Raw genomic sequence first — 21,074 nt, forward strand, 5'->3', positions numbered from 1 at the left:
TTAGTTTTTAACTAAAGGTTAGGGATGCCTAGTGTTGCTGAATGACAGAGGCAACACATGAAAAATAATTGGAAAACGAGAGGAGAACAATTACTTATGTTACGTTCTATGTATTCAGGTATTTCTGGTTTAAAAAACTTCCAAACAAAGCTTGACGTAATCGGGAACAATATTTCAAACGTAAATACATACGGTTTCAAAAAAGGGAGAGTCGTATTTAAAGATTTAATTTCACAAACGACTGCTGGTGCATCTGGTCCTACAGGAGCAACAGGTGGTACGAATGCGAAACAAATCGGATTAGGTGCACAAATTGCTGCGATCGATACAATCCATGGAACTGGCTCCCTTCAAACGACTGCAAGAACTCTTGATTTAGCGATTTCAGGCGACGGATTCTTTATGGTAGGTGATTCAACACAAGCACCAAATGCGGATGGCGAAATCGCTGCGGATTCTGGTTTCAATAATGTCCTATATACACGTGCAGGGAATTTCTATATGGATCGTAACGGATACTTAGTAAATTCAGATGGTAAATATTTAGTAGGTGTTTCAAATGATCAACTTTATGATCAAGTAGTTGAAGAATCTGTAAGTAATGCAGAAACGGACAAAGCGGAAGCAACTGCCGCAATTGGGACTGATAGTCTTTATGCAGATGGTGCAATAGATGTGGATGGCTACGGACCAATTAAAGTTCCAACAAATGCACAATCGATGAGTATTGGACAAGATGGTACCGTTACATATGTTGATGTAAATGGTAAACTTCAATTTGCAGGTCAATTGTTATTGGCAAAATTCCCGAATGCTGGTGGTTTAGAAAAGACTGGGAATAACTATTACCAAATGACACAAAACTCTGGTGATCCAAGCGTACAAATCGCAACTCAACAAGGTATTGGAGCAGTTGTTTCAGGCGCATTAGAAATGTCAAATGTAGACCTATCTGAAGAATTTACGGAAATGATCGTTACACAACGTGGTTTCCAAGCGAACTCTCGTATTATTACAACTTCCGATGAAATTTTACAAGAACTTGTAAACTTAAAACGATAAAGATAGAAAACTAATTTCATTGTAAAGGAGGGTCGGGCCGGCACTCTTTAAAAAAGACCCGGCCCCATTTCAATGATTGAATTGACAAGATTGAATGGTAAACCTTTTTCATTAAATGCTTTATACATAGAATCAGTGGAAGCCTTTCCTGACACAACGATAACGCTCACGACTGGACGGAAATTTATCGTGTTAGAAAGTGAAGAAGAAATACGAAATAGAGTAGCTCATTTTTATAAAAATATTCAAGTATTATCCAACCCCCATTTACGAGGTGATAACGATGAAGAAAAATAAGTTATTAACCATAATGCTTATTATTTTAGTAACGATTACGTTAATAGGTGTTGTCCTGTTTGTCGTATTAACACAATTGAATAAACAAACAGCAGCATCTGAAGAACCTTCCATTGATGAAATTTTGGAGGCATCTGTGGATGTACCGGAGTTAACGACAAACTTAGCTGATAATAGTGTTGTTAGATTATCTCTAAAAATCCAAACAGATAGTAAGGAAGCTGCAGAAGAACTAACAAAAAGAGATTTCCAAACGAAAAATTTAGTGATTGAACAGCTTTCAGAAATGAAAAAAGATGATTTAAATGGGAAGCAAGGGAAAGCAACCTTTGAATCGACAATTAAAACCCAAATAAATGAATTGATGCAAGATGGTGAAGTTCAACAAGTTTACATTACCTCCTACATCATCCAGTAAATGGGATTCATTAGAACTATGTAAATCTTGAAATGGAGGTGGGCAAATGGCAGGAGATGTATTATCCCAATCCGAAATTGACGCGCTGCTCTCAGCAATATCAACGGGTGAAATGTCCGCGGATGACATGAAAAAAGAAGAAGAGACTAGAAAAGTGAAAGTTTACGATTTCAAACGTGCTCTTCGTTTTTCGAAGGATCAAATCCGAAGTTTGACCCGAATACATGAAAACTTTGCGAGATTATTAACGACTTATTTTTCAGCACAGTTAAGAACATATGTGCAAATTACCGTTGCATCGGCAGACCAAATTCCATTCGAAGAGTTTGTTAGGTCAATTCCGAATATGACTTTAATTAATGTATTTGAAGTACCGCCGTTAGATGGTAATATCTTGATGGAGATTAATCCAAATATCGCTTACTCCATGTTAGATCGTTTAATGGGGGGAAGTGGTTCAAGCTATAGTAATGTCGACAATTTAACAGAAATAGAACAAAAAATTATGACAAGTTTATTTGAACGTTCCTTTGATAATTTGCGGGAAGCTTGGAGTACGATTGCTGAAATTGATCCTACGTTAGTGGAACTTGAAGTGAATCCGCAATTTTTACAAATGGTATCACCAAACGAAACGGTCGTAGTAATTTCTTTAAATACGATTATAGGAGAAACAACAGGGATGATTAACATTTGTATCCCCCATGTTGTCCTTGAACCGATTATTCATAATTTGTCTGTTCAATATTGGATGCAATCGAATACAAAAGAAGCTTCCCCTGAACAGTCACAAATGTTAGAAAAACGAATTAAACAAGCGGAGTTACCGGTTATAGCGGAGCTTGGCTCAACTCATATAACCGTTGAAGATTTCCTTTATATGAGTAGAGGGGATGTTATTCAATTAGATCAAAAAATAGATGAACCTCTCATTTTAAAGGTTGGCAGTATTCCTAAATTTACAGTACAACCAGGAAAACGAAACAAAAAAATGGCAATCCAAATTATCGACCCTTTGGAAGGAGGAGACGAAGATGAGTGATGGTATGCTCTCCCAAGAAGAAATTGAGGCATTATTAAGGGGCGAATCGTTAGACGATAACGACTCTGCAACTGAGATTACTACAGATGGGACACCACTTCGTGTTGAAGACTACTTAAGTTCAATCGAACAAGATGCTTTAGGAGAAGTAGGGAATATATCCTTTGGAAGTTCAGCAACAGCCTTATCTGCCTTATTAGGTCAGAAAGTAGATATTACAACTCCTGTCGTTTCAATGATTAATAGAAATCGATTAGAAGAAGAATTTCCACAACCATATGTGGCGGTACAAGTGGAATATACTACAGGTTTATCTGGCATGAACCTATTAGTTATTAAACAATCAGATGCTGCGATCATTGCAGACTTGATGCTTGGTGGCGATGGTTTACATCCAAATCAAGATTTAAGTGAAATTCAATTAAGCGCTGTACAAGAAGCAATGAATCAAATGATGGGTTCTGCTGCAACATCAATGTCAACCGTATTCAATAAAAAGGTAGATATTTCGCCACCAACAATTGATATTTTAAACATTCCTCAAAATGAGGGGAATGAACGAATACCGGACGAAGATCTATTAGTGAAAGTTTCATTTAGATTAAAAATCGGTGAATTAATCGATTCCAACTTAATGCAATTATTCCCACTTGATTTTGGGAAGAAAATTGTCAAAACATTGCTGAATGAGGAACAGGAAGAATCCGTTAGTCAACCTCAGGTACAACAACCGGTTGTACAAGAAGCACCACCTGTTGCGCCACAACAACCAATATCGTCGCAACAACCCGTTTATCAGCAGCCACCTGTATATGAACAACAAGCTGCTACAACTTATCAGGAACCGGCAAACTATAACTATGGAATGCCACCTTATCAGCCACCGCAACAGCCGGTTAATGTGCAACAAGCCCAATTCGCATCCTTTGAAAATGCGAATATGACACAACATGAAGCTCGCAATTTAAATATGTTACTAGATATTCCTTTACAAGTAACGGTTGAACTTGGCCGTACTAAACATTCGGTAAAAGAAATTCTACAGCTTGCTTCTGGTTCTATTATTGAATTAGATAAGTTAGCAGGGGAACCAGTAGATATTTTAGTAAATAGCCGTTTAATTGCGAAAGGTGAAGTTGTCGTAATCGATGAAAACTTCGGAGTTCGCATTACGGATATTATGAGTCAAAGCGAACGATTAAATCATTTAAAATAGTATTATTTGGAGGGAAATTATATGTCTAAAAAAATATTAATAGTTGACGATGCTGCATTCATGCGTATGATGATTAAAGACATTTTGACAAAAAACGGTTTTGAAGTAGTTGGAGAAGCTGCTGATGGTGCACAAGCGGTAGAAAAATACAACGAATTACAACCAGACTTAGTAACAATGGATATTACAATGCCTGAAATGGACGGGATAGCAGCATTAAAAGCAATTAAATCCGCCGACCCAAAAGCAACAGTTATTATGTGTTCAGCGATGGGACAACAAGCAATGGTTATCGATGCTATTCAAGCGGGTGCGAAAGACTTTATCGTAAAACCATTCCAAGCTGATCGTGTAATTGAAGCTATACAAAAAGCATTAGGTTGATCGTATGAATGAAAAACAATTAGCAAAATTTCGGATATTGATTCCTATCTTATTGGTATTATTGTTTATTACACCAGCGAATTTTGCCTATGCAAGTCAAGGTAATCAAATGATTACCGACGAATGTTTACAAAATCCAGAGCTTTGTGATGATTCAAAGTCATCTGCCGATGAAGAACAATCTGATTCGGCAGATGTTGGATTAGGGCTGTGGGAATACTTTAAAATGTTAATCTGCCTAATATTCGTACTAGGGTTACTTGTCTTTGTCTTAAAATTTATTAATAAAAAAAGTAGCACTTATCAACAAAATAGTCTTGTTCGCAATATTGGGGGAATTACAGTCGGACCTCAAAAATCCGTACAACTTCTCCATATTGGCGATAAATTATACATAGTTGGTGTTGGTGAGGATGTTCAACTTCTGAAAGAAATTCATGATGAAGAAGAAGTGCAACAATTGGTGCAATATTTTAATGAAAAACAAAGCTTTGCCACGACAAAACCGTACTTTTTAGAGTTAATAAATAAGTTGAAAAGTAACGATAAACAACAAGTGGAATCCACCAATGGTGATCAATCGATGAATAGTAATTTTAAATCTTTGTTAACTAAACGGTTGAATGAGATGCAACAAAACCGTCAGACAGAGTTGGAAAAATGGAAGGAAAAGGAGAAAGATAAATAATGCAAGATTTTATTTCATTCTTTTCTGAAAGTGATCCAACGAATGTTTCCACTTCCGTTAAATTACTTTTAGTTTTAACCGTTTTATCGTTGGCACCAAGTATTTTAATTTTAATGACTTCCTTTGCGCGAATAGTGATCGTTTTATCCTTTACAAGAACCGCATTAGCGACAAACACATCGCCGCCAAACCAAGTCATTATCGGATTAGCGTTATTTTTAACGTTTTTCATTATGGCACCTACATTTCAAGAGGTAAATGAACAAGCATTACAACCATTATTTAATGAAGAAATTGGTTTAGAAGAGGCCTATGATAGAGCTTCCTTACCTTTTAAGGAGTTTATGGCCGAACATACTAGACAAAAAGATTTAGAGTTGTTTTTAGATTACAATGAGGCAGAGCGACCAGCTTCAGTGGAAGAAATTCCGTTAACGATGCTTGTTCCAGCCTTTGCTTTAAGTGAAATAAAAACTGCCTTTCAAATAGGGTTTATGATTTTTATTCCCTTTATTGTGATTGATATGGTAGTAGCTAGCGTTCTGATGTCAATGGGGATGATGATGTTGCCACCAGTTATGATATCACTACCGTTTAAAATATTATTATTTGTTTTAGTAGATGGATGGTATTTAGTCATCAAGTCTCTACTTCAAAGTTTTTAGGGGATGATACGAATGAGCCAAGAAATGGTCATTGCAATTGCAGAGAGAGCTATATGGATTGTCCTTATCGTTTCAGGACCATTGTTACTGATTGCGCTTATTTCAGGTTTGATTGTCAGTATATTCCAAGCAACAACATCAATTCAAGAGCAAACTCTATCTTTTGTTCCGAAAATTATCGCGGTTTTAGTAGCCATTATTTTTTTCGGGCCTTGGATGATTTCTCAAATGACAGCATATGTTACTGACATTTTGAACAATTTGACTCGATATATAGGGTGATAAAATGACAGAAATTATCCCTAAATTATCCGTCTTATTGTTAATTTTAGTCAGAGTATCTGCTTTTTTTGTGTCAGTCCCTTTTTTTTCGTATCGTACCATTCCTCCTCAATTGAGAATTGCTCTAGCATGTGTATTATCTTGGATGATGTATTACACGATGAGTGCGGCAGCTATTCCGATTGATGGAAATTACATATTACTCGTTTTAAAAGAAGCAATTATTGGGTTAATGATCGGTTTGATTGCTCATATCATTTTATCCGCTGTTCAAATTGCAGGTGGTTTTATTGACTTTGAAATGGGTTTTGCTATGGCGAACATTATCGATCCACAAACGGGTGCCCAAACACCATTAATGGGTCAATTTTTAAATTTTTTAATTTTGTTTGTGTTACTTTCCATTAATGGACACCACCTGATTTTAGATGGCATTTTTTACAGCTATCAGTTTATGCCAATCGACCAATTGTTTCCGAAGTTCGGAGATGAAAATACAGTGGAATTTATAATGAAAGTATTTGCTTCGGTATTTGCCATCGCCTTTCAAATGTCAGCACCTATTGTTGCTACCTTATTTTTAGTGACATTAGCTTTAGGGATAACAGCTAAGACGGTACCCCAATTAAATATTTTTGTTATTGGGTTTCCGGTCAAAATCGCCATTGGCTTTCTTGTTTTAATCGTTTCCCTCGGTGTAATGATTGAAGTTATGGAAAAATTAGTAGAATTAATGATACTTTCAATGCGAGATTTAATGCGATTGTTAGGTGGTGCTTAATTTGAAATTATTACTCCCATTAGACATTCAGTTTTTTGCTGGTGAAAAGACGGAAAAAGCAACACCTAAAAAGAGACAAGATGCAAGGAAAAAAGGTCAAGTACTTAAAAGTCAAGATGTAACAGCAGCATTTGTGCTATTAATTCTTTTTCTGTTTCTATACATGTTTGCGCCAACAATGATTGAAAGCATATTCGGCTTTCTTAACCAAGCTTTTCAAAAAAATATGCTCATTGAATCGCTAACGGTAGAAACTGTCATGAAAATGTATTCGGATTCTTTAAAAGAGATGGCAAAAATACTTTTACCCTTTATGTTAATTGCAGTAGTTGGGGCAATAGCAGCGAACTATTTACAATTTGGTTTTCTATTTACAATGGAAAGTATGAAATTAGATTTAAAGAAAATTGATCCGATAAAAGGAATTAAACGAATTATTTCCGTTAGAGCAATCGTAAATCTATTAAAATCTCTATTGAAAATATCATTTATTGGGACCGTAACAACGGTTGTTATTTGGATGAATTTAGAAGAGGTACTTTCATTATCGTTCCAGAGTCCATGGGATACTTTAACTACCGTTGCAAAGTTAACGGGTATGATGGGGATTGCTGCTTCTATTGTACTTGTACTCATTGCATTGTTTGATTATTTTTATGAAAAATATGAATATGAAAAACAATTAAAAATGTCGAAGCAAGATATAAAAGATGAATATAAAAATTCTGAAGGTGACCCTAAAATAAAATCGAAAATTAAGCAACGTCAACGTGAAATGGCAATGCGAAGAATGATGCAGGAAATCCCAAATGCAGACGTTGTTATTACAAACCCAACCCATTTTGCAATTGCCTTAAAATACGATGAGCAAAACATGGAAGCACCTACAGTTGTAGCAAAAGGAACAGATTTTATCGCTCAAAAGATTAAACTGATTGCGAAAGAAAATGATGTCGTCATGGTTGAAAATCGACCACTAGCTCGGGCGATGTATGATCAAGTGGAAATTGGACAACAAGTTCCAGAGGAATTTTTTAAAGCAGTTGCCGAAATACTTGCGTATGTATACCGTATTAAGCGCAAAATTTAAACCATAGTAGGAGGGAAAAACATGAAGATTCGCGACTTAGGGGTACTAGCTGCAGTAATAATGATTGTAGCCATGCTCATTATCCCTCTACCGACATGGTTATTAAGCTTTTTAATTATTATTAATATCACGTTATCTTTACTCGTTTTATTAGTAACAATGAATATGAAAGAAGCATTAGACTTTGCCATATTCCCTTCGATTATTTTGTTATTAACATTATTCCGATTAGGGTTAAGTATATCGACAACCCGTGCCATTTTAGCGAATGGGGATGCGGGGGATGTGGTCGAAACCTTTGGTGAATTTGTTACAGGTGGGAATGTATTAGTCGGTTTAGTCATTTTCATGTTGTTAGTGATTATAAACTTCATCGTCATTACAAAAGGTTCAGAACGTGTCGCTGAAGTGGCAGCACGATTTACATTAGATGCAATGCCTGGTAAACAAATGAGTATTGATGCGGATTTGAATGCCGGGATGATTTCTGAAAAAGAAGCAAGAGAGCGCCGAGAAAAAGTTTCAAAGGAATCGGATTTTTACGGTGCAATGGATGGTGCAACGAAATTTGTTAAAGGTGATGCGATAGCGTCGATTATTATGGTTTTTATCAACCTGTTGTTTGGTATTATCATTGGGATGCTCCAGCTTGATTATTCGTTAACAGATGCTGCTTCCCATTTCTCAAAACTGACAGTCGGTGACGGTCTTGTTGCCCAAATTCCAGCTTTACTCGTTTCAACAGCGACGGGTATTGTCGTAACCCGTGCAGCATCAGATGGAAATTTAGGAGAAGATATTACAAAACAATTGTTTGCCCAATCGAAACTTCTATATATCGCTGGGGGAACGATATTCCTTTTAGGATTATTCACGCCAATTCCGGATTGGATTACAATTCCTATTGCACTTATTTTAATTGGCGGAGCTTATATGATTCATAATAAAAAGCAAGAAGATCCGGAAGAATTACTTGAAATTGAAGAAGAAGTAGCAACAGATACAATGAAGAGTCCTGAAAATGTAGTGAATTTATTAAATGTCGATCCAATTGAATTTGAATTTGGCTATGGATTAATTCCGTTAGTCGATGCAGCTCAAGGTGGCGATTTATTAGACCGGGTTGTCATGATCAGGCGGCAATTAGCATTGGAATTAGGTATTGTTATTCCTGTTGTACGAATACGTGATAATATTCAACTCCAACCGAATGAATATCGCATTAAAATTAAAGGGAATGAAATGGCAAAAGGGGAGTTATTACTAGATCATTATTTAGCAATGAGTCCAGGTGAAGATGATTCCATCGACGGAATCGATACGATTGAGCCATCCTTTGGTCTTCCTGCAAAATGGATTACTGAAAAAACGAAGGAAGATGCGGAAATGCTCGGATATACAGTCGTTGATCCACCGAGTGTTGTTTCTACTCATTTAACTGAAATTATTCGTGCAAATGCCCATGAATTACTAGGTCGTCAAGAAACAAAACAATTAGTTGATCATTTACGTGAAAATTATCCAATACTTGTAGACGAATTAACACCAACACCTTTATCGATTGGTGAGATTCAAAAAGTGTTAGCAAAACTGTTAAAAGAAAATGTTTCGATTCGTAATTTACCAATTATTTTTGAAACATTGGCGGACTATGCAAAATTAACGAGTGACCCGGATGTATTGACAGAGTATGTTCGTCAAGCTTTAGCTAAGCAAATAACGTCCCAATATGTTTCAGATGGTCCAAATTTAAAAGTGATAACGATTCCTGGAAAAATAGAAAAACTAATCGCAGATAGTATTCAACAAACGGATCATGGAAATTACTTAGCAATGAACCCTCAAGATTCCCAAGCAGTTTTAGAAGCAATTGCTAAAGAAGTTGAGAGAGTATCCTTTATGGAACAATCTCCTATCATTCTATGCTCACCAGGAATACGGATGTATTTAAGACAATTAACAGAACGTTATTTCTCTCAAATACCGATTTTGTCCTATAATGAATTAGATGCAAATGTAGAAATTCAAAGTGTTGGAGTGGTGAATGTAGAATGAAAATGAAAAAATATACAGCACCTTCAATTGCAGAAGCGATGAAATTGGTACGTGCAGATTTAGGCGAAGATGCCGTCATCATTAACTCAAAAGTTGTTGTGACAAAAAAATTATTCGGTTTAATTAAACAAAAGAATTTTGAAGTACTTGCAGGGGTGGACCAGGTAGAATTGCAATCAAATTCTTCAAGTCTACCTGATTTACCAGTTCAAATGAAAAATTTAAAAGGGCCAGTGCAACCTTTGCAAGGACAAATTGACGATTCAGTAACAAATGAACTGAAAAATGAAATAGCAGATTTAAAGACTATGTTGCAGTCAATGCATAGGCATACGATTCAATCAGATGTACCGGAGCATGTTGTGCCCCTTATTGACTTTTTAAAACGTCAAGAGCTTAACGGAGAGCTCATCACGGCAATTAGTGATGAGCTTTTTGTGCACCAAAAACATTCCAATCAACCTTTAACAAAGGAACAGATGAAAGAAATAGCAATGAACACCCTTCGGAACCGTTTATCTGACTTACCGATGGGTGGATTGTCCTATGAGCGGAAATATATCAATGTATTAGGGCCAACTGGTGTAGGAAAAACAACTACCATTGCCAAAATGGCAGCCCGTTCGGTATTGGAAAAAAAGAAAAAAATCGGCTTCATTACAACGGATACGTACCGAATCGCGGCTATAGAACAATTAAAAACCTATGCCAATCTTCTACAAGCACCGGTTGAAATTGTATATAACGACAACGATTATAAAGCTGCCATTGAAAAGTTTGCCCATCTCGATTTAGTGTTCATTGATACCGCAGGACGGAATTATAAAGAAGCGAAATATGTAGAAGATCTAAAAAAAATGATTAACTTCGATGAGGAAGTTGAATCCTATTTAGTCCTTGCTTTAACGGCAAAGGAAGGGGATATGGATACAATTACTCGACAGTTTAATGGGATAAATATAGGTAAATTTATCTTTACGAAGATAGATGAAACAAATTCTATTGGAACTATGTTCAATTTAATGATTAAATATAATAAAGGACTTGCTTACTATACAAATGGACAAGAAGTACCAGAAGATATGGAAGAAGCTAATCTTGAAAAAGTCCTAGAATTGTTCTTTCAAGGAGAATTTTCATGAGAGATCAAGCTGAAAAGTTAAGAATGAAAATGCTGGAAAGTCAAGGTGCTTTAGGAAGGTCCATCGCTGTAGTTAGTGGGAAAGGAGGAGTAGGTAAAAGTAATTTTTCTACCAACTTTGCAATTAATCTCGCCAAACTAGGTAAAAAGGTTGTTGTGATTGATATGGACATAGGAATGGGAAATGTCCATATTATCATAGGTAAAACGGCCCGTTATAGTTTGAAAGATTACTTGTTCGGAGAAGTTTCATTGAAGGAAGTCATGTATGAAGGTCCCCATAACTTGCAATACATTTCCGGCGGTTCGGGTATGGCTTCTATCATAGAATGGTCCGAAGAAATGTTTAATGGGTTAATCGATGCCTTCGAACAATTGCAAAAGTCCTTCGATTATATTTTGTTTGATATGGGTGCTGGTGCTACTAGTTGGTCTTTGGATCTACTTACTTCTATTGATGAAATAATTGTCATTACAACAGCGGAACCAACTGCTATAACGGATGCATATTCGATGATGAAGTTTATCCATTTAAGGGATCAAAGTAAAACATTTTATCTATTATGTAATCGAGCCTTCTCTAAAGAAGAAGGAATAGAAACGTTGAGTAGACTAGAAAATACGATGATGAAATTTTTAAATAAACAAGTTTCAATTTTAGGTTCTTTACCTGAAGATACATCTGTAAGAAAAGCTGTTCGAGAACAAGTGCCCTTTTCCATTGCTTACCCTAATAGTCCTATTGCAACAACTTTGAAAGTGATGGTGCAACAATTTGTAGATCGTCAAATGATAGAAGTACATGGTCAAGCAAAAACGACTACCTTCTTATCGAAATTGCGAAGTATTTTTTCGAAAGGGCGTGATTAATTGGAATTCTCACCAAAAAGCAAACTATTAATAGTAGATGACTCGGCTTTTATGAGAAAGCTAATTAGCGACTTTTTTGCAGATAATTCAAAAATTGAAGTGATTGGCACAGCTCGTAATGGTAAGGACGCCATTCAAAAAATCCAATCATTAAAACCAAATGTTGTGACAATGGATGTAGAAATGCCTGAAATGAACGGGTTAGATGCATTGAAGGAAATTATGAAGCAATGCCCAGTTCCGGTTATTATGCTTTCCAGTACAACTAAAAGTGGTGCTGAGACAACATTAAAAGCTATGGAAAATGGAGCAGTAGATTTTGTTGCAAAACCAAGTGGAACAATCTCTCTCGACTTACATAAAGTTAAAGAAGAATTAGTACATAAAGTAGAGCAAGCTGTGCATGTTTCCGTTGCTAAATTAAAAAAACCGATTGGACAACCAAATACATCTGTAGGTAATGCTACAACGAGTCTTTTAAAACGAGATATGACTTTCCGTCAATCAACTATTACTCTACCTAAAATAAGTGAAAGATTTAGCGATGTGGATAGGTTATATCATCAAAAACAACCTTTGAACTCGTCGAAAAAGATACTACTAATAGGTACATCAACGGGTGGTCCACGGGCATTACAAGAGGTCATCACAAAAATACCGAAAACGATAAAAGCACCGATTTTAATCGTTCAACATATGCCGGCAGGATTTACTAAATCTCTTGCAGATCGTTTGAATCAGTTAAGTCAAATAAATGTAAAAGAAGCTGAACATGGTGAGCAACTACAAGAAGGTGTTGCTTATATCGCTCCTGGTGGTTATCACTTAAAACTAAAAAAAGTCGGTTCAATTTTTGAAATTGTTTTGGATAATGATGAACCACCACGTTCAGGCCATCGACCAGCTGTAGATGTCATGTTCGAAAGTGTGAGTAAAATAAAAGACTTTGATAAAGTTGCTGTGGTTATGACGGGAATGGGATCCGATGGCTCAAAGGGATTAGTCGATTTAAAACAAAATGGAAATGTAATTGCAATTGCGGAGTCAGCGAATACATGTATTGTGTACGGTATGCCAAAAGCTGCCATTGAAACAAAACTTGTCGATGAAGTAGTAGATGTTGACGATATTGCTCAAGCGATTATGAAATATATGCCTTAAAGGGAGTGTTTTCTAGTGGAACTAAATCAATATTTAGAAATGTTCATCGAAGAAAGTAAAGAACATTTACAATCATGCAGTGACAATTTGTTAGAGCTTGAAAAAAATCCGGAAGACATTGCGATTGTAAACGAAATATTTCGTTCAGCCCATACATTAAAAGGGATGTCTGCAACAATGGGCTACGAAGATTTAGCAGATTTGACCCATAAAATGGAAAATGTTTTAGATGCTATTCGTAACGAAAAAATACTAGTTACTCCTGATGTACTAGATGTTGTGTTTGAATCGGTCGATCATTTGGAAGCGATGGTTATGAATATTGCGGACGGTGGAGATGGAAAAAGAGATGTTTCGAACACTGTTGCGAAATTAAAAAGAATTGAATCTGGTGAACCGGTTCAACAAAATGCTGTTGAACTAGCTGCGGCCGAAGTGGCTACTACGACTTTAGTAGAGCAAAATAGTCTCGAATTGGATTATGACAGCTTTGAAAAGACTGTAATACTACAATCAACCGAACAAGGATTCAATGCATATGAAATCTCGGTTACATTACGTGCGGATTGTTTATTGAAAGCAGCACGCGTATATATGGTTTTTGATATTTTAGAAAAAAATGGCGATGTTGTAAAATCAAGACCAACTGTAGACAAATTAGAAGAAGAACAGTTTGATCAAGATTTCAAAGTAGCATTAATTACTCAAACAAGTGTAGATGAACTGCATAGTAAAATTTTAAAAGTTTCTGAGGTTGAGAAAGTTACGATTACACAGTTAACGAAGGATAAATTCATTACATCAGCTTCAGCAGAAGCCGCAACTACTATAGAAGAAGTTCGTGAAAACGAAAATCCAATCGTTCCTCAACAAAAGGGACAAGAAGAATCTGTTAGCCAAAAAACTTCTTCTCCTACAAAACATGCAACGAGTAAAACGATTCGAGTAAGTATTGAACGTCTAGATATTTTAATGAATCTATTCGAAGAACTAGTAATTGATAGAGGAAGACTTCAATCGATCTCTACGGAAGTGAAACATGCTGAATTGAACGAGACTGTTGAGCGTATGAGCCGCACAATGGGCGATTTACAAAATATAGTGTTAACAATGCGAATGATTCCGATTGAAACGGTATTTAATCGATTCCCGAAAATGGTTCGGACACTATCCCGTGATTTAAAGAAAAAAATCAATCTGGAAGTCATTGGTGCTGAAACGGAACTTGATCGTACAGTAATCGATGAAATTGGAGATCCATTAGTCCATTTAATTCGAAATTCTGTAGATCACGGTATTGAAAGTCCTGAAGTTCGCCGTGCTAACGGGAAACCGGAAGAAGGAAATGTAACGTTACGTGCCTACCATAGTGGAAACTATGTATTCATTGAAATTGAAGATGATGGTGCAGGAATTAACCGGGACAAAGTATTAAATAAAGCGATTTCGAAAGGGATTGTTTCGAAGGAAATAGCTTCTACTTTATCTGATAAACAAATTAACGAGCTTATTTTTGCATCAGGCTTCTCTACAGCAGATGTCATTTCTGATATTTCAGGACGTGGTGTAGGTCTTGATGTTGTAAAAACGACGATTGAATCATTAGGTGGAAATATTTCAATTGAATCAACTGAAGGAGTAGGATCAATCTTCTCGATTCAATTGCCATTAACGTTGTCGATTATTTCCGTTATGTTAGTAGAAATTGAACAAGAAACGTATGCGATTCCTTTATCATCAATTATTGAAACGTCGATTATTAAAAACAGTGACATTTTAAATGCTCATAACCAAAAAGTAATTGATTTCCGAGGCAAGGTAGTGCCACTTATCTTCTTAGAGGAAATTTTTGAAGTACCGAGAAAAGAACAAATTGATCAAGATTACCATTCGGTAGTCATTGTTCGTAAAGGTGAAAAACTTGCAGGTTTAGTAGTAGATTCCTTTATCGGTCAACAAGAAATCGTTCTGAAGTCATTAGGAAACTACTTAACAAACATATTTGCTATTTCTGGAGCGACTATTTTAGGAAACGGTAAAGTAGCATTAATCGTTGATTGCAATGCGTTAATGAAATAATGAAGATGAATGAAAGAGGTGTTGGTCATGCATGCTGTTGAACAAGAGATTTTAAAGGTCATTGTCTTTCAATTAGCAGATAAGGAATATGCCATTCCTTTATCGAATGTACAAGGAATTGAAAAACTAATGCATATTACGCGGGTTCCTAAGACGGAGAAATATGTAAAGGGTGTTATTAATTTACGTGGAGTTGTCACACCTATTATTGATTTACGTGAACGATTCGGAATACCTGTATCTGATAACGAAGAAACAACTCGAATTATTATTATTACGACGGATGAGATGGAAGTTGGATTTGTAGTCGATTCAGCAAATGATGTAATTGATATACCGGTCAACGCCATTGAACAACAACCGGAAGTAGTAGGCTCCAATGAAGTTGATTTTATATCTGGTGTAGCAAAATTGGAAAATCGATTATTAATATTATTGCATCTAGATAAAGTATTAAATCCAGCTGAGTAAATGATGTTTCAGTTAAAAGTGGGGATAAAGTAATGGGACAAATTGAAAAAATTACGTCGCTGCACTTAGATGTTTTAAAGGAGATAGGAAATATAGGTGCTGCACATGCTGCGACGTCCCTTTCTGAGTTGTTAAGAAAGAAAATCGATATGCATGTGCCAAAGGTGGAAATGGTGTCGTTTAATGACATGATGGAGCATGTTGGTGGCGCTGAAACGGTCGTTGTTGGTATTTATCTTCGCATAGAAGGTGATGTGGACGGTAGTATGTTTTTCATTCTGCCTATTGCACAAGCAAATCGTTTTATTCAAAGGTTAATTAACGATCCACATTTTAATTTTAATGAACATCCAATTTCAGAAATCGGTTTATCCGCCATGCAAGAGTTGGGAAATATATTGTCTGGTTCCTATTTGTCGGCTTTGTCTGATTTTACTGGCTTAAAAATTTATCCAACCGTTCCAGGTTTAAGTGTCGATATGTTTGGGGCGATCATTAGTATTGGGTTAATTGAAATTTCTGAAGTTAGTGACCATGTTATTGCCATTAATACTTCTATTTTTGAAGAAGATATAAAGCATCGAAATGAAGTTCAAGGACATTTCTTTTTATTACCAGATCCTGAATCCTTTACATCGATTTTTAAATCATTAGGAGTTTCATAACATGATTCAATCTATTAATCATCAAGTCGTTAAAGTGGGAATTGCAGAATTAGATATAGTAAAAACGCCCGATACAATTCGAACATCCGGTTTAGGCTCTTGCGTTGGAGTTGTGTTATATGATGAAACTAAAAAAATTGCAGGGTTAGTTCATATAATGTTACCCGATTCCAATTTAGCTAGAGCCGAAACGTTGAATTCAGCTAAATTTGCCGATACCGGCATAAAAGCTTTAATTGAGAGATTAAAAATTGAAGGTGTTCAAACCTTTCGATTAAAGGCGAAAATAGCTGGTGGTGCACAAATGTTTAAATTTACTTCTGCTAAAGATACTATGAGAATTGGTCCTAGAAATGTCGAAGCTGTCAAAAAGGAACTGAAGAAAAATAGCATTCCGATAATTGCTGAAGATACGGGAGGCAATAGTGGAAGAACAATTGAGTTTAATCCCGCTACTTGTATGTTGAACATTCGAACGGTGAATCAAGGAGTGATGGAAATATGATGTTTGGATCTATTTTTTATAATTTTTGGGCTGCCATCATCGGGTTTTCCCTCTATTTCTTTAGTACGCTATCTAAAGATGTACCTTTAAAGGTCCTGATCGGTTCTTTTATAGCTGCCATTATTTCATTTCTTCTTATGTATGCCTTTCGATTTGTAATCGCTTATATATTACATACACCTGAAGAAAATTTGGTTACGGATAGAAATGATTCTATACAAATACAGCCTCAAGATGAAAAGGATTTGTCGACGATTGAATTGAGAGATGAACCTCAAAGGAACTAATTTAGAATGTTCCTGGAAATTCGTCATAAAAAAGACAAATTATTGATAATTAAATGAAAAGAGTCGGGGAAACGGCTCTTTTTTCATAGTTAATTGCAAAAAATAGTCCAAAAGGTAATGTATTTTATCTAATATATGAGTGTGTTTTTTTGTGACATTTGATATAATAATTGGTAGTAAGGAACGTTTGTAAGAGAGGTGGATTCGATGGTACAACTGCAAATTGATAATGAACAAACCCTTTGGAATCGCTGGCTTAATGATCGAGATCCTCATGCAGGTAACATGCTTATTAAAAAATATAAGCCTCTTGTTTCCTATCATGTACAACGGATAGGTGCAGGTGTTCCTAAAAATGTATCTCGAGATGATTTGATGAGCTTGGGGATGATGGGACTTTTTGATGCTTTAAATAAATTTGACATAAATAGAGATTTGAAATTTGATACATATGCTTCCTTCCGAGTGCGCGGTGCTATTATCGACGGCTTAAGAAAAGAAGATTGGTTACCACGTTCGGCAAGGGAAAAAGCAAAAAAGATGGAAGCACAAATTGAAAAATTAGAACAGCAACTAATGCGCCATGCGACTCCTGAAGAGCTCGCTCAGTTCATGGATTTACCGATTGATGAAGTATACCAAACAGTGCAAGAACATTTCTTTTCTAATGTATTATCAATTAACGAACAACAAGATCAAGAAGAGTTAGAAGGAAAAGCATTCGTTATTCGAGATAATCAAACGAAAACGCCTGAACAAGAAGCTGTGCATGCGGAATTGATTTCTGATTTAGAAAGAAATATAAAAAAATTAAATGAAAAAGAACAACTGGTTTTAAGTTTATTTTATACAGAAGAATTAACCCTAACTGAAATTGGAGAGATACTCGAATTATCTACTTCCCGTATTTCTCAAATTCATTCAAAGGCATTGTTTAAATTACGGAAGTGTCTTTCAAACGAAGTCATTCATGACTAAGGGGGAATATTGTGAGTTTAAAAGGACTTGAACTACAAATTGCTATTCCAAAAACTTACGATGCAGGAAAAATGGTTGAACAGCATCAGCAAAATGTTATTCAACAACAATATAATGCGAATGAAGCATTAAAAAAAGAAATTGAAAGAAAACAACTAGCCGTTGTTGATACGGAAAAAACAGATAAAATTTCCGATAGAGAAAAAAAAGAAAAACACAATCAACATGATATGTCGAAGGATAAAAAGCAACAGCAGGAAAAGGAACAACAAGCAAAGCATCCTTATAAAGGCAATATTATTGATTTTAGTGGATAGGAGAACAATATGGTCGCTATAGTACTTATCATATTGACAATTTCTCAGCTCATCTGTTTTTATTTCATAATTCTTTTAAATACAAAAGTCTCAAAGTTTAAAGATTTGGAAAAACGACAGGATCAACTCATTCGGGAAATGGATGATGCCCTTGCCCTATATCTTGTTGAGATAAAGGAAGAAAATGATCGTTTTATTAAAGAACTGACGAAGGTAAAACAAACAGAGTTGAAAAATAATGAAATAAACGAATCGACATTGGCTAAGATGGAAAAGGTGGAAGAAAAGGAACCTTCGCAAAAAAGTTCAGTTGATAATGCAAATCAACAACCTGCCGTTGAAACCAAAACATATATTCCGAAAATGAAAGTAGAAAATGCTTATAAGAAACAAAAAGCGATGACGGTAAAACAAAAGGATTCTCAAGATTTTCAAAAAGAGGTCGAAAATCAAGGGGAAAACAACAAATCTAGTCTCCCAGATTTTGAGCAAAAGGTACTAAATTTGCATCAAGAAGGGAAGACGATTGATGAAATCGCAAAAATTACCCAAAAAGGAAAGACTGAAATAGAGCTGTTGATTAAGTTTCATGCGTAAAATTTGTTGCATATAGATATTCAGTGTGTTATATTATCAATTGGTGTTAATTACACACGCATTTTGATGTAGTAAGTGGTGCTTTTTGAATAAAAAGTTGCTTGTTACAGATGAAAAATGCGGAGGAACAAAACCAAAAATCTAGGAGGAACTATTCATGTCAGTAATTTCAATGAAACAATTACTTGAAGCTGGTGTACATTTCGGACACCAAACTCGCCGTTGGAACCCAAAAATGAAAAAATACATTTTTGTTGAACGTAACGGTATCTACATTATCGATTTACAAAAAACAGTTAAGAAATTAGAAGAAGCTTACGACTTCATGCGTCAAGTTGGCCAAGATGGCGGTAAAGTACTATTTGTTGGTACTAAAAAACAAGCGCAAGAAGCGATTAAAGAAGAAGCTGAACGTTCTGGTAACTACTATATTAACCAACGTTGGTTAGGTGGTACTTTAACAAACTTCGGTACAATCCAAAAACGTGTTGCTCGTATGAAAGCAATTGAAAAAATGGAAGAAGACGGTACTTTCGACGTACTTCCTAAAAAAGAAGTTATTCAACTTAAAAAAGAACACGAACGTCTTGTTAAATTCTTAGGCGGTATTCGTGATATGGCTGGTATTCCAGATGTAATGTTCGTGGTTGACCCACGTAAAGAGCGTATTGCTGTTGCAGAAGCTCGTAAATTAAATATTCCTATCGTAGGTATTGTTGATACAAACTGTGATCCAGATGAAATCGACTACGTAATCCCTGCAAACGATGATGCTATCCGCGCTGTTAAATTATTAACTGCAAAAATGGCTGATGCTCTTATTGAATCAAAACAAGGTGAATCTGAAGCTCCAGCTGAAGAAGTAGTTGCTGCTGAGTAATTCACTATTAGATAACTTAGCTTAAACAGCAGGTTTTCTGATGATAAGCCTTAGTTGCACTTATGCAGCTAAGGAAGTGTTGAACTTTCTTAGCTGCCTACAAAAAGGTGATAAGTGGATGAAACCTCTTATCACCTTTTTTTAAAGCATATGTTACAAAAAATTTAATATTAGATAACCCGAGGAGGAAACTTCAAATGGCAATTACTGCACAATTAGTAAAAGAACTTCGTGAAAAAACTGGCGCAGGTATGATGGACTGTAAAAAAGCTTTAGTACAAACTGATGGTGACATCGAAGCTGCTATCGACTTCTTACGTGAAAAAGGTCTTTCTTCAGCTGCTAAAAAAGCTGACCGTATCGCTGCAGAAGGTACAACTTACGTGTTAACTGAAGGAAATGAAGCGGTTATTTTAGAAGTAAACGCTGAAACGGACTTCGTTGCGAAAAACGAAAAATTCCAAGTACTTGTTGAAGAATTAGCAAAACAAATTTTAGCTGCAAAACCAGCATCAGTTGAAGCTGCTTTAGAAATTGCTAACGCTGAAGGTGTGAAAATCGCTGACCAAATTTCAACTGCTGTTGCAACAATTGGTGAAAAAATTACTCTTCGTCGTTTCGAAGTAAAAACAAAAACTGACAACGATGCGTTCGGTTCTTACTTACACATGGGCGGAAAAATCGGTGTATTAGTAGTTCTTGAAGGATCTACTAACGAAGAAGCTGCAAAAGATGTTGCAATGCACATCGCTGCAATTAACCCTAAATACGTATCTCGTGATGAAGTTTCTCAAGAAGAGGTTGCTCACGAACGTAAAATTTTAACAGAACAAGCTTTAAACGAAGGTAAACCAGAAAACATCGTAGCGAAAATGGTTGAAGGTCGTCTTGGTAAATACTTCGAAGAAATTTGCTTACTTGACCAAACTTTCGTTAAAAATTCAGATCAAAAAGTTCGTGACTTCGTTAAAACAACAGGTGGTAATGTAACTTCATTCGTACGTTACGCTGTTGGTGAAGGTATTGAAAAACGTGAAGATAACTTCGCTGAAGAAGTAATGAATCAAGTTAAAGGTAACTAATATAAGAAATAAGAAAACAAATCGATTATTGTATGGTTTGTTGACTTATTGAGTTTTACGG

The 21,074-nt window shown here is 35.8% G+C and carries 25 protein-coding genes; all 25 read left to right on the top strand.

Going from position 1 to position 21,074, the window contains the following annotated elements; all coding sequences use genetic code 11:
- Window positions 1–96 precede the first annotated feature (96 nt).
- On the top strand, window positions 97–1,062 hold the full coding sequence (gene flgG, locus MHH69_RS05715; RefSeq protein WP_341362953.1) for a flagellar basal body rod protein FlgG: 966 nt from the start codon (window positions 97–99) through the stop codon (window positions 1,060–1,062).
- A 72-nt stretch (window positions 1,063–1,134) separates the two neighbouring features.
- On the top strand, window positions 1,135–1,359 hold the full coding sequence (locus MHH69_RS05720; RefSeq protein WP_122970363.1) for a flagellar FlbD family protein: 225 nt from the start codon (window positions 1,135–1,137) through the stop codon (window positions 1,357–1,359).
- On the top strand, window positions 1,346–1,777 hold the full coding sequence (gene fliL / locus MHH69_RS05725; protein WP_122970364.1) for a flagellar basal body-associated protein FliL: 432 nt from the start codon (window positions 1,346–1,348) through the stop codon (window positions 1,775–1,777). The genes MHH69_RS05720 and fliL overlap by 14 nt, the downstream gene beginning before the upstream one ends.
- Window positions 1,778–1,823: 46 nt before the next feature.
- On the top strand, window positions 1,824–2,819 hold the full coding sequence (gene fliM, locus MHH69_RS05730; RefSeq protein ID WP_122970365.1) for a flagellar motor switch protein FliM: 996 nt from the start codon (window positions 1,824–1,826) through the stop codon (window positions 2,817–2,819).
- Window positions 2,812–4,035 carry a flagellar motor switch phosphatase FliY gene (gene fliY, locus MHH69_RS05735; protein WP_122970366.1) on the top strand — a complete coding sequence of 408 codons (1,224 nt, stop codon included), beginning with the start codon at window positions 2,812–2,814 and terminating at the stop codon, window positions 4,033–4,035. Before fliM ends, fliY begins: the two co-directional genes overlap by 8 nt.
- A gap of 21 nt (window positions 4,036–4,056) precedes the next feature.
- Window positions 4,057–4,419, top strand: a complete 363-nt coding sequence (locus tag MHH69_RS05740; protein WP_122970367.1) for a response regulator — start codon at window positions 4,057–4,059, stop codon at window positions 4,417–4,419.
- 4 nt (window positions 4,420–4,423) lie between these two features.
- Window positions 4,424–5,107, top strand: a complete 684-nt coding sequence (locus tag MHH69_RS05745) for a flagellar biosynthetic protein FliO (RefSeq protein WP_341361874.1) — start codon at window positions 4,424–4,426, stop codon at window positions 5,105–5,107.
- Window positions 5,107–5,772, top strand: coding sequence for a flagellar type III secretion system pore protein FliP (fliP, locus tag MHH69_RS05750; RefSeq protein ID WP_122970369.1), 666 nt, complete (start codon window positions 5,107–5,109; stop codon window positions 5,770–5,772). Before MHH69_RS05745 ends, fliP begins: the two co-directional genes overlap by 1 nt.
- Before the next feature lie 12 nt (window positions 5,773–5,784).
- Window positions 5,785–6,054, top strand: coding sequence for a flagellar biosynthesis protein FliQ (gene fliQ, locus MHH69_RS05755; RefSeq protein ID WP_122970370.1), 270 nt, complete (start codon window positions 5,785–5,787; stop codon window positions 6,052–6,054).
- A 4-nt stretch (window positions 6,055–6,058) separates the two neighbouring features.
- Window positions 6,059–6,835, top strand: coding sequence for a flagellar biosynthetic protein FliR (gene fliR / locus MHH69_RS05760; RefSeq protein WP_122970371.1), 777 nt, complete (start codon window positions 6,059–6,061; stop codon window positions 6,833–6,835).
- Between the two features lies 1 nt (window position 6,836).
- The gene (gene flhB / locus MHH69_RS05765; RefSeq protein WP_122970372.1) at window positions 6,837–7,925 is read left to right on the top strand and encodes a flagellar biosynthesis protein FlhB; all 1,089 of its coding nucleotides are present in this window, start codon (window positions 6,837–6,839) and stop codon (window positions 7,923–7,925) included.
- A gap of 21 nt (window positions 7,926–7,946) precedes the next feature.
- The gene (gene flhA, locus MHH69_RS05770) at window positions 7,947–9,980 is read left to right on the top strand and encodes a flagellar biosynthesis protein FlhA (RefSeq protein ID WP_122970373.1); all 2,034 of its coding nucleotides are present in this window, start codon (window positions 7,947–7,949) and stop codon (window positions 9,978–9,980) included.
- Window positions 9,977–11,122, top strand: coding sequence for a flagellar biosynthesis protein FlhF (flhF, locus tag MHH69_RS05775; RefSeq protein ID WP_122970374.1), 1,146 nt, complete (start codon window positions 9,977–9,979; stop codon window positions 11,120–11,122). Before flhA ends, flhF begins: the two co-directional genes overlap by 4 nt.
- The gene (locus MHH69_RS05780; protein WP_122970375.1) at window positions 11,119–11,991 is read left to right on the top strand and encodes a MinD/ParA family protein; all 873 of its coding nucleotides are present in this window, start codon (window positions 11,119–11,121) and stop codon (window positions 11,989–11,991) included. Before flhF ends, MHH69_RS05780 begins: the two co-directional genes overlap by 4 nt.
- Window positions 11,992–13,152 (top strand): protein-glutamate methylesterase/protein-glutamine glutaminase, encoded by a 1,161-nt coding sequence (locus MHH69_RS05785; RefSeq protein ID WP_341361875.1) that lies wholly within the window; start codon window positions 11,992–11,994, stop codon window positions 13,150–13,152.
- Between the two features lie 15 nt (window positions 13,153–13,167).
- Entirely contained in the window at window positions 13,168–15,231 is a 2,064-nt protein-coding gene (locus tag MHH69_RS05790) for a chemotaxis protein CheA (RefSeq protein ID WP_341361876.1), read from the top strand.
- A 27-nt stretch (window positions 15,232–15,258) separates the two neighbouring features.
- Window positions 15,259–15,702, top strand: coding sequence for a chemotaxis protein CheW (locus MHH69_RS05795; RefSeq protein ID WP_341361877.1), 444 nt, complete (start codon window positions 15,259–15,261; stop codon window positions 15,700–15,702).
- Window positions 15,703–15,734: 32 nt separating this feature from the next.
- Window positions 15,735–16,367 carry a chemotaxis protein CheC gene (locus MHH69_RS05800; RefSeq protein WP_122970379.1) on the top strand — a complete coding sequence of 211 codons (633 nt, stop codon included), beginning with the start codon at window positions 15,735–15,737 and terminating at the stop codon, window positions 16,365–16,367.
- 1 nt (window position 16,368) lies between these two features.
- On the top strand, window positions 16,369–16,872 hold the full coding sequence (locus MHH69_RS05805) for a chemotaxis protein CheD (protein WP_341361878.1): 504 nt from the start codon (window positions 16,369–16,371) through the stop codon (window positions 16,870–16,872).
- A complete protein-coding gene (locus MHH69_RS05810) occupies window positions 16,869–17,159 on the top strand; it encodes a hypothetical protein (RefSeq protein ID WP_122970381.1) in 291 nt (96 codons plus the stop codon). Before MHH69_RS05805 ends, MHH69_RS05810 begins: the two co-directional genes overlap by 4 nt.
- A gap of 207 nt (window positions 17,160–17,366) precedes the next feature.
- Window positions 17,367–18,137 (top strand): FliA/WhiG family RNA polymerase sigma factor, encoded by a 771-nt coding sequence (locus MHH69_RS05815; RefSeq protein WP_122970382.1) that lies wholly within the window; start codon window positions 17,367–17,369, stop codon window positions 18,135–18,137.
- A gap of 11 nt (window positions 18,138–18,148) precedes the next feature.
- Window positions 18,149–18,454: an RNA polymerase subunit sigma gene (locus MHH69_RS05820; protein ID WP_122970383.1), complete on the top strand. Its 306-nt coding sequence runs from the start codon at window positions 18,149–18,151 to the stop codon at window positions 18,452–18,454.
- Window positions 18,455–18,559: 105 nt separating this feature from the next.
- Window positions 18,560–19,051: a hypothetical protein gene (locus MHH69_RS05825; RefSeq protein ID WP_341361879.1), complete on the top strand. Its 492-nt coding sequence runs from the start codon at window positions 18,560–18,562 to the stop codon at window positions 19,049–19,051.
- A gap of 157 nt (window positions 19,052–19,208) precedes the next feature.
- On the top strand, window positions 19,209–19,931 hold the full coding sequence (gene rpsB / locus MHH69_RS05830; RefSeq protein WP_122970385.1) for a 30S ribosomal protein S2: 723 nt from the start codon (window positions 19,209–19,211) through the stop codon (window positions 19,929–19,931).
- A 197-nt stretch (window positions 19,932–20,128) separates the two neighbouring features.
- Window positions 20,129–21,013, top strand: a complete 885-nt coding sequence (tsf, locus tag MHH69_RS05835; RefSeq protein WP_341361880.1) for a translation elongation factor Ts — start codon at window positions 20,129–20,131, stop codon at window positions 21,011–21,013.
- Window positions 21,014–21,074: the final 61 nt, after the last annotated feature.

Source organism: Ureibacillus sp. FSL E2-3493, assembly GCF_038077515.1.
Lineage (GTDB): Bacteria > Bacillota > Bacilli > Bacillales_A > Planococcaceae > Ureibacillus > Ureibacillus halotolerans.

Excerpts from the sequence above, each read along its gene's own strand:
- MHH69_RS05795 (WP_341361877.1), top strand. The coding sequence starts at position 15,259 with ATGCATGCTGTTGAACAAGAGATTTTAAAGGTCATTGTCTTTCAATTA.
- fliL (WP_122970364.1), top strand. The coding sequence starts at position 1,346 with ATGAAGAAAAATAAGTTATTAACCATAATGCTTATTATTTTAGTAACG.
- fliM (WP_122970365.1), top strand. The coding sequence starts at position 1,824 with ATGGCAGGAGATGTATTATCCCAATCCGAAATTGACGCGCTGCTCTCA.
- MHH69_RS05720 (WP_122970363.1), top strand. The coding sequence starts at position 1,135 with ATGATTGAATTGACAAGATTGAATGGTAAACCTTTTTCATTAAATGCT.
- flhF (WP_122970374.1), top strand. The coding sequence starts at position 9,977 with ATGAAAATGAAAAAATATACAGCACCTTCAATTGCAGAAGCGATGAAA.
- MHH69_RS05810 (WP_122970381.1), top strand. The coding sequence starts at position 16,869 with ATGATGTTTGGATCTATTTTTTATAATTTTTGGGCTGCCATCATCGGG.
- tsf (WP_341361880.1), top strand. The coding sequence starts at position 20,129 with ATGGCAATTACTGCACAATTAGTAAAAGAACTTCGTGAAAAAACTGGC.
- MHH69_RS05780 (WP_122970375.1), top strand. The coding sequence starts at position 11,119 with ATGAGAGATCAAGCTGAAAAGTTAAGAATGAAAATGCTGGAAAGTCAA.
- fliR (WP_122970371.1), top strand. The coding sequence starts at position 6,059 with ATGACAGAAATTATCCCTAAATTATCCGTCTTATTGTTAATTTTAGTC.
- MHH69_RS05815 (WP_122970382.1), top strand. The coding sequence starts at position 17,367 with ATGGTACAACTGCAAATTGATAATGAACAAACCCTTTGGAATCGCTGG.
- fliY (WP_122970366.1), top strand. The coding sequence starts at position 2,812 with ATGAGTGATGGTATGCTCTCCCAAGAAGAAATTGAGGCATTATTAAGG.
- fliP (WP_122970369.1), top strand. The coding sequence starts at position 5,107 with ATGCAAGATTTTATTTCATTCTTTTCTGAAAGTGATCCAACGAATGTT.
- MHH69_RS05800 (WP_122970379.1), top strand. The coding sequence starts at position 15,735 with ATGGGACAAATTGAAAAAATTACGTCGCTGCACTTAGATGTTTTAAAG.
- flgG (WP_341362953.1), top strand. The coding sequence starts at position 97 with ATGTTACGTTCTATGTATTCAGGTATTTCTGGTTTAAAAAACTTCCAA.
- MHH69_RS05740 (WP_122970367.1), top strand. The coding sequence starts at position 4,057 with ATGTCTAAAAAAATATTAATAGTTGACGATGCTGCATTCATGCGTATG.
- MHH69_RS05745 (WP_341361874.1), top strand. The coding sequence starts at position 4,424 with ATGAATGAAAAACAATTAGCAAAATTTCGGATATTGATTCCTATCTTA.
- fliQ (WP_122970370.1), top strand. The coding sequence starts at position 5,785 with ATGAGCCAAGAAATGGTCATTGCAATTGCAGAGAGAGCTATATGGATT.
- MHH69_RS05805 (WP_341361878.1), top strand. The coding sequence starts at position 16,369 with ATGATTCAATCTATTAATCATCAAGTCGTTAAAGTGGGAATTGCAGAA.
- rpsB (WP_122970385.1), top strand. The coding sequence starts at position 19,209 with ATGTCAGTAATTTCAATGAAACAATTACTTGAAGCTGGTGTACATTTC.
- flhA (WP_122970373.1), top strand. The coding sequence starts at position 7,947 with ATGAAGATTCGCGACTTAGGGGTACTAGCTGCAGTAATAATGATTGTA.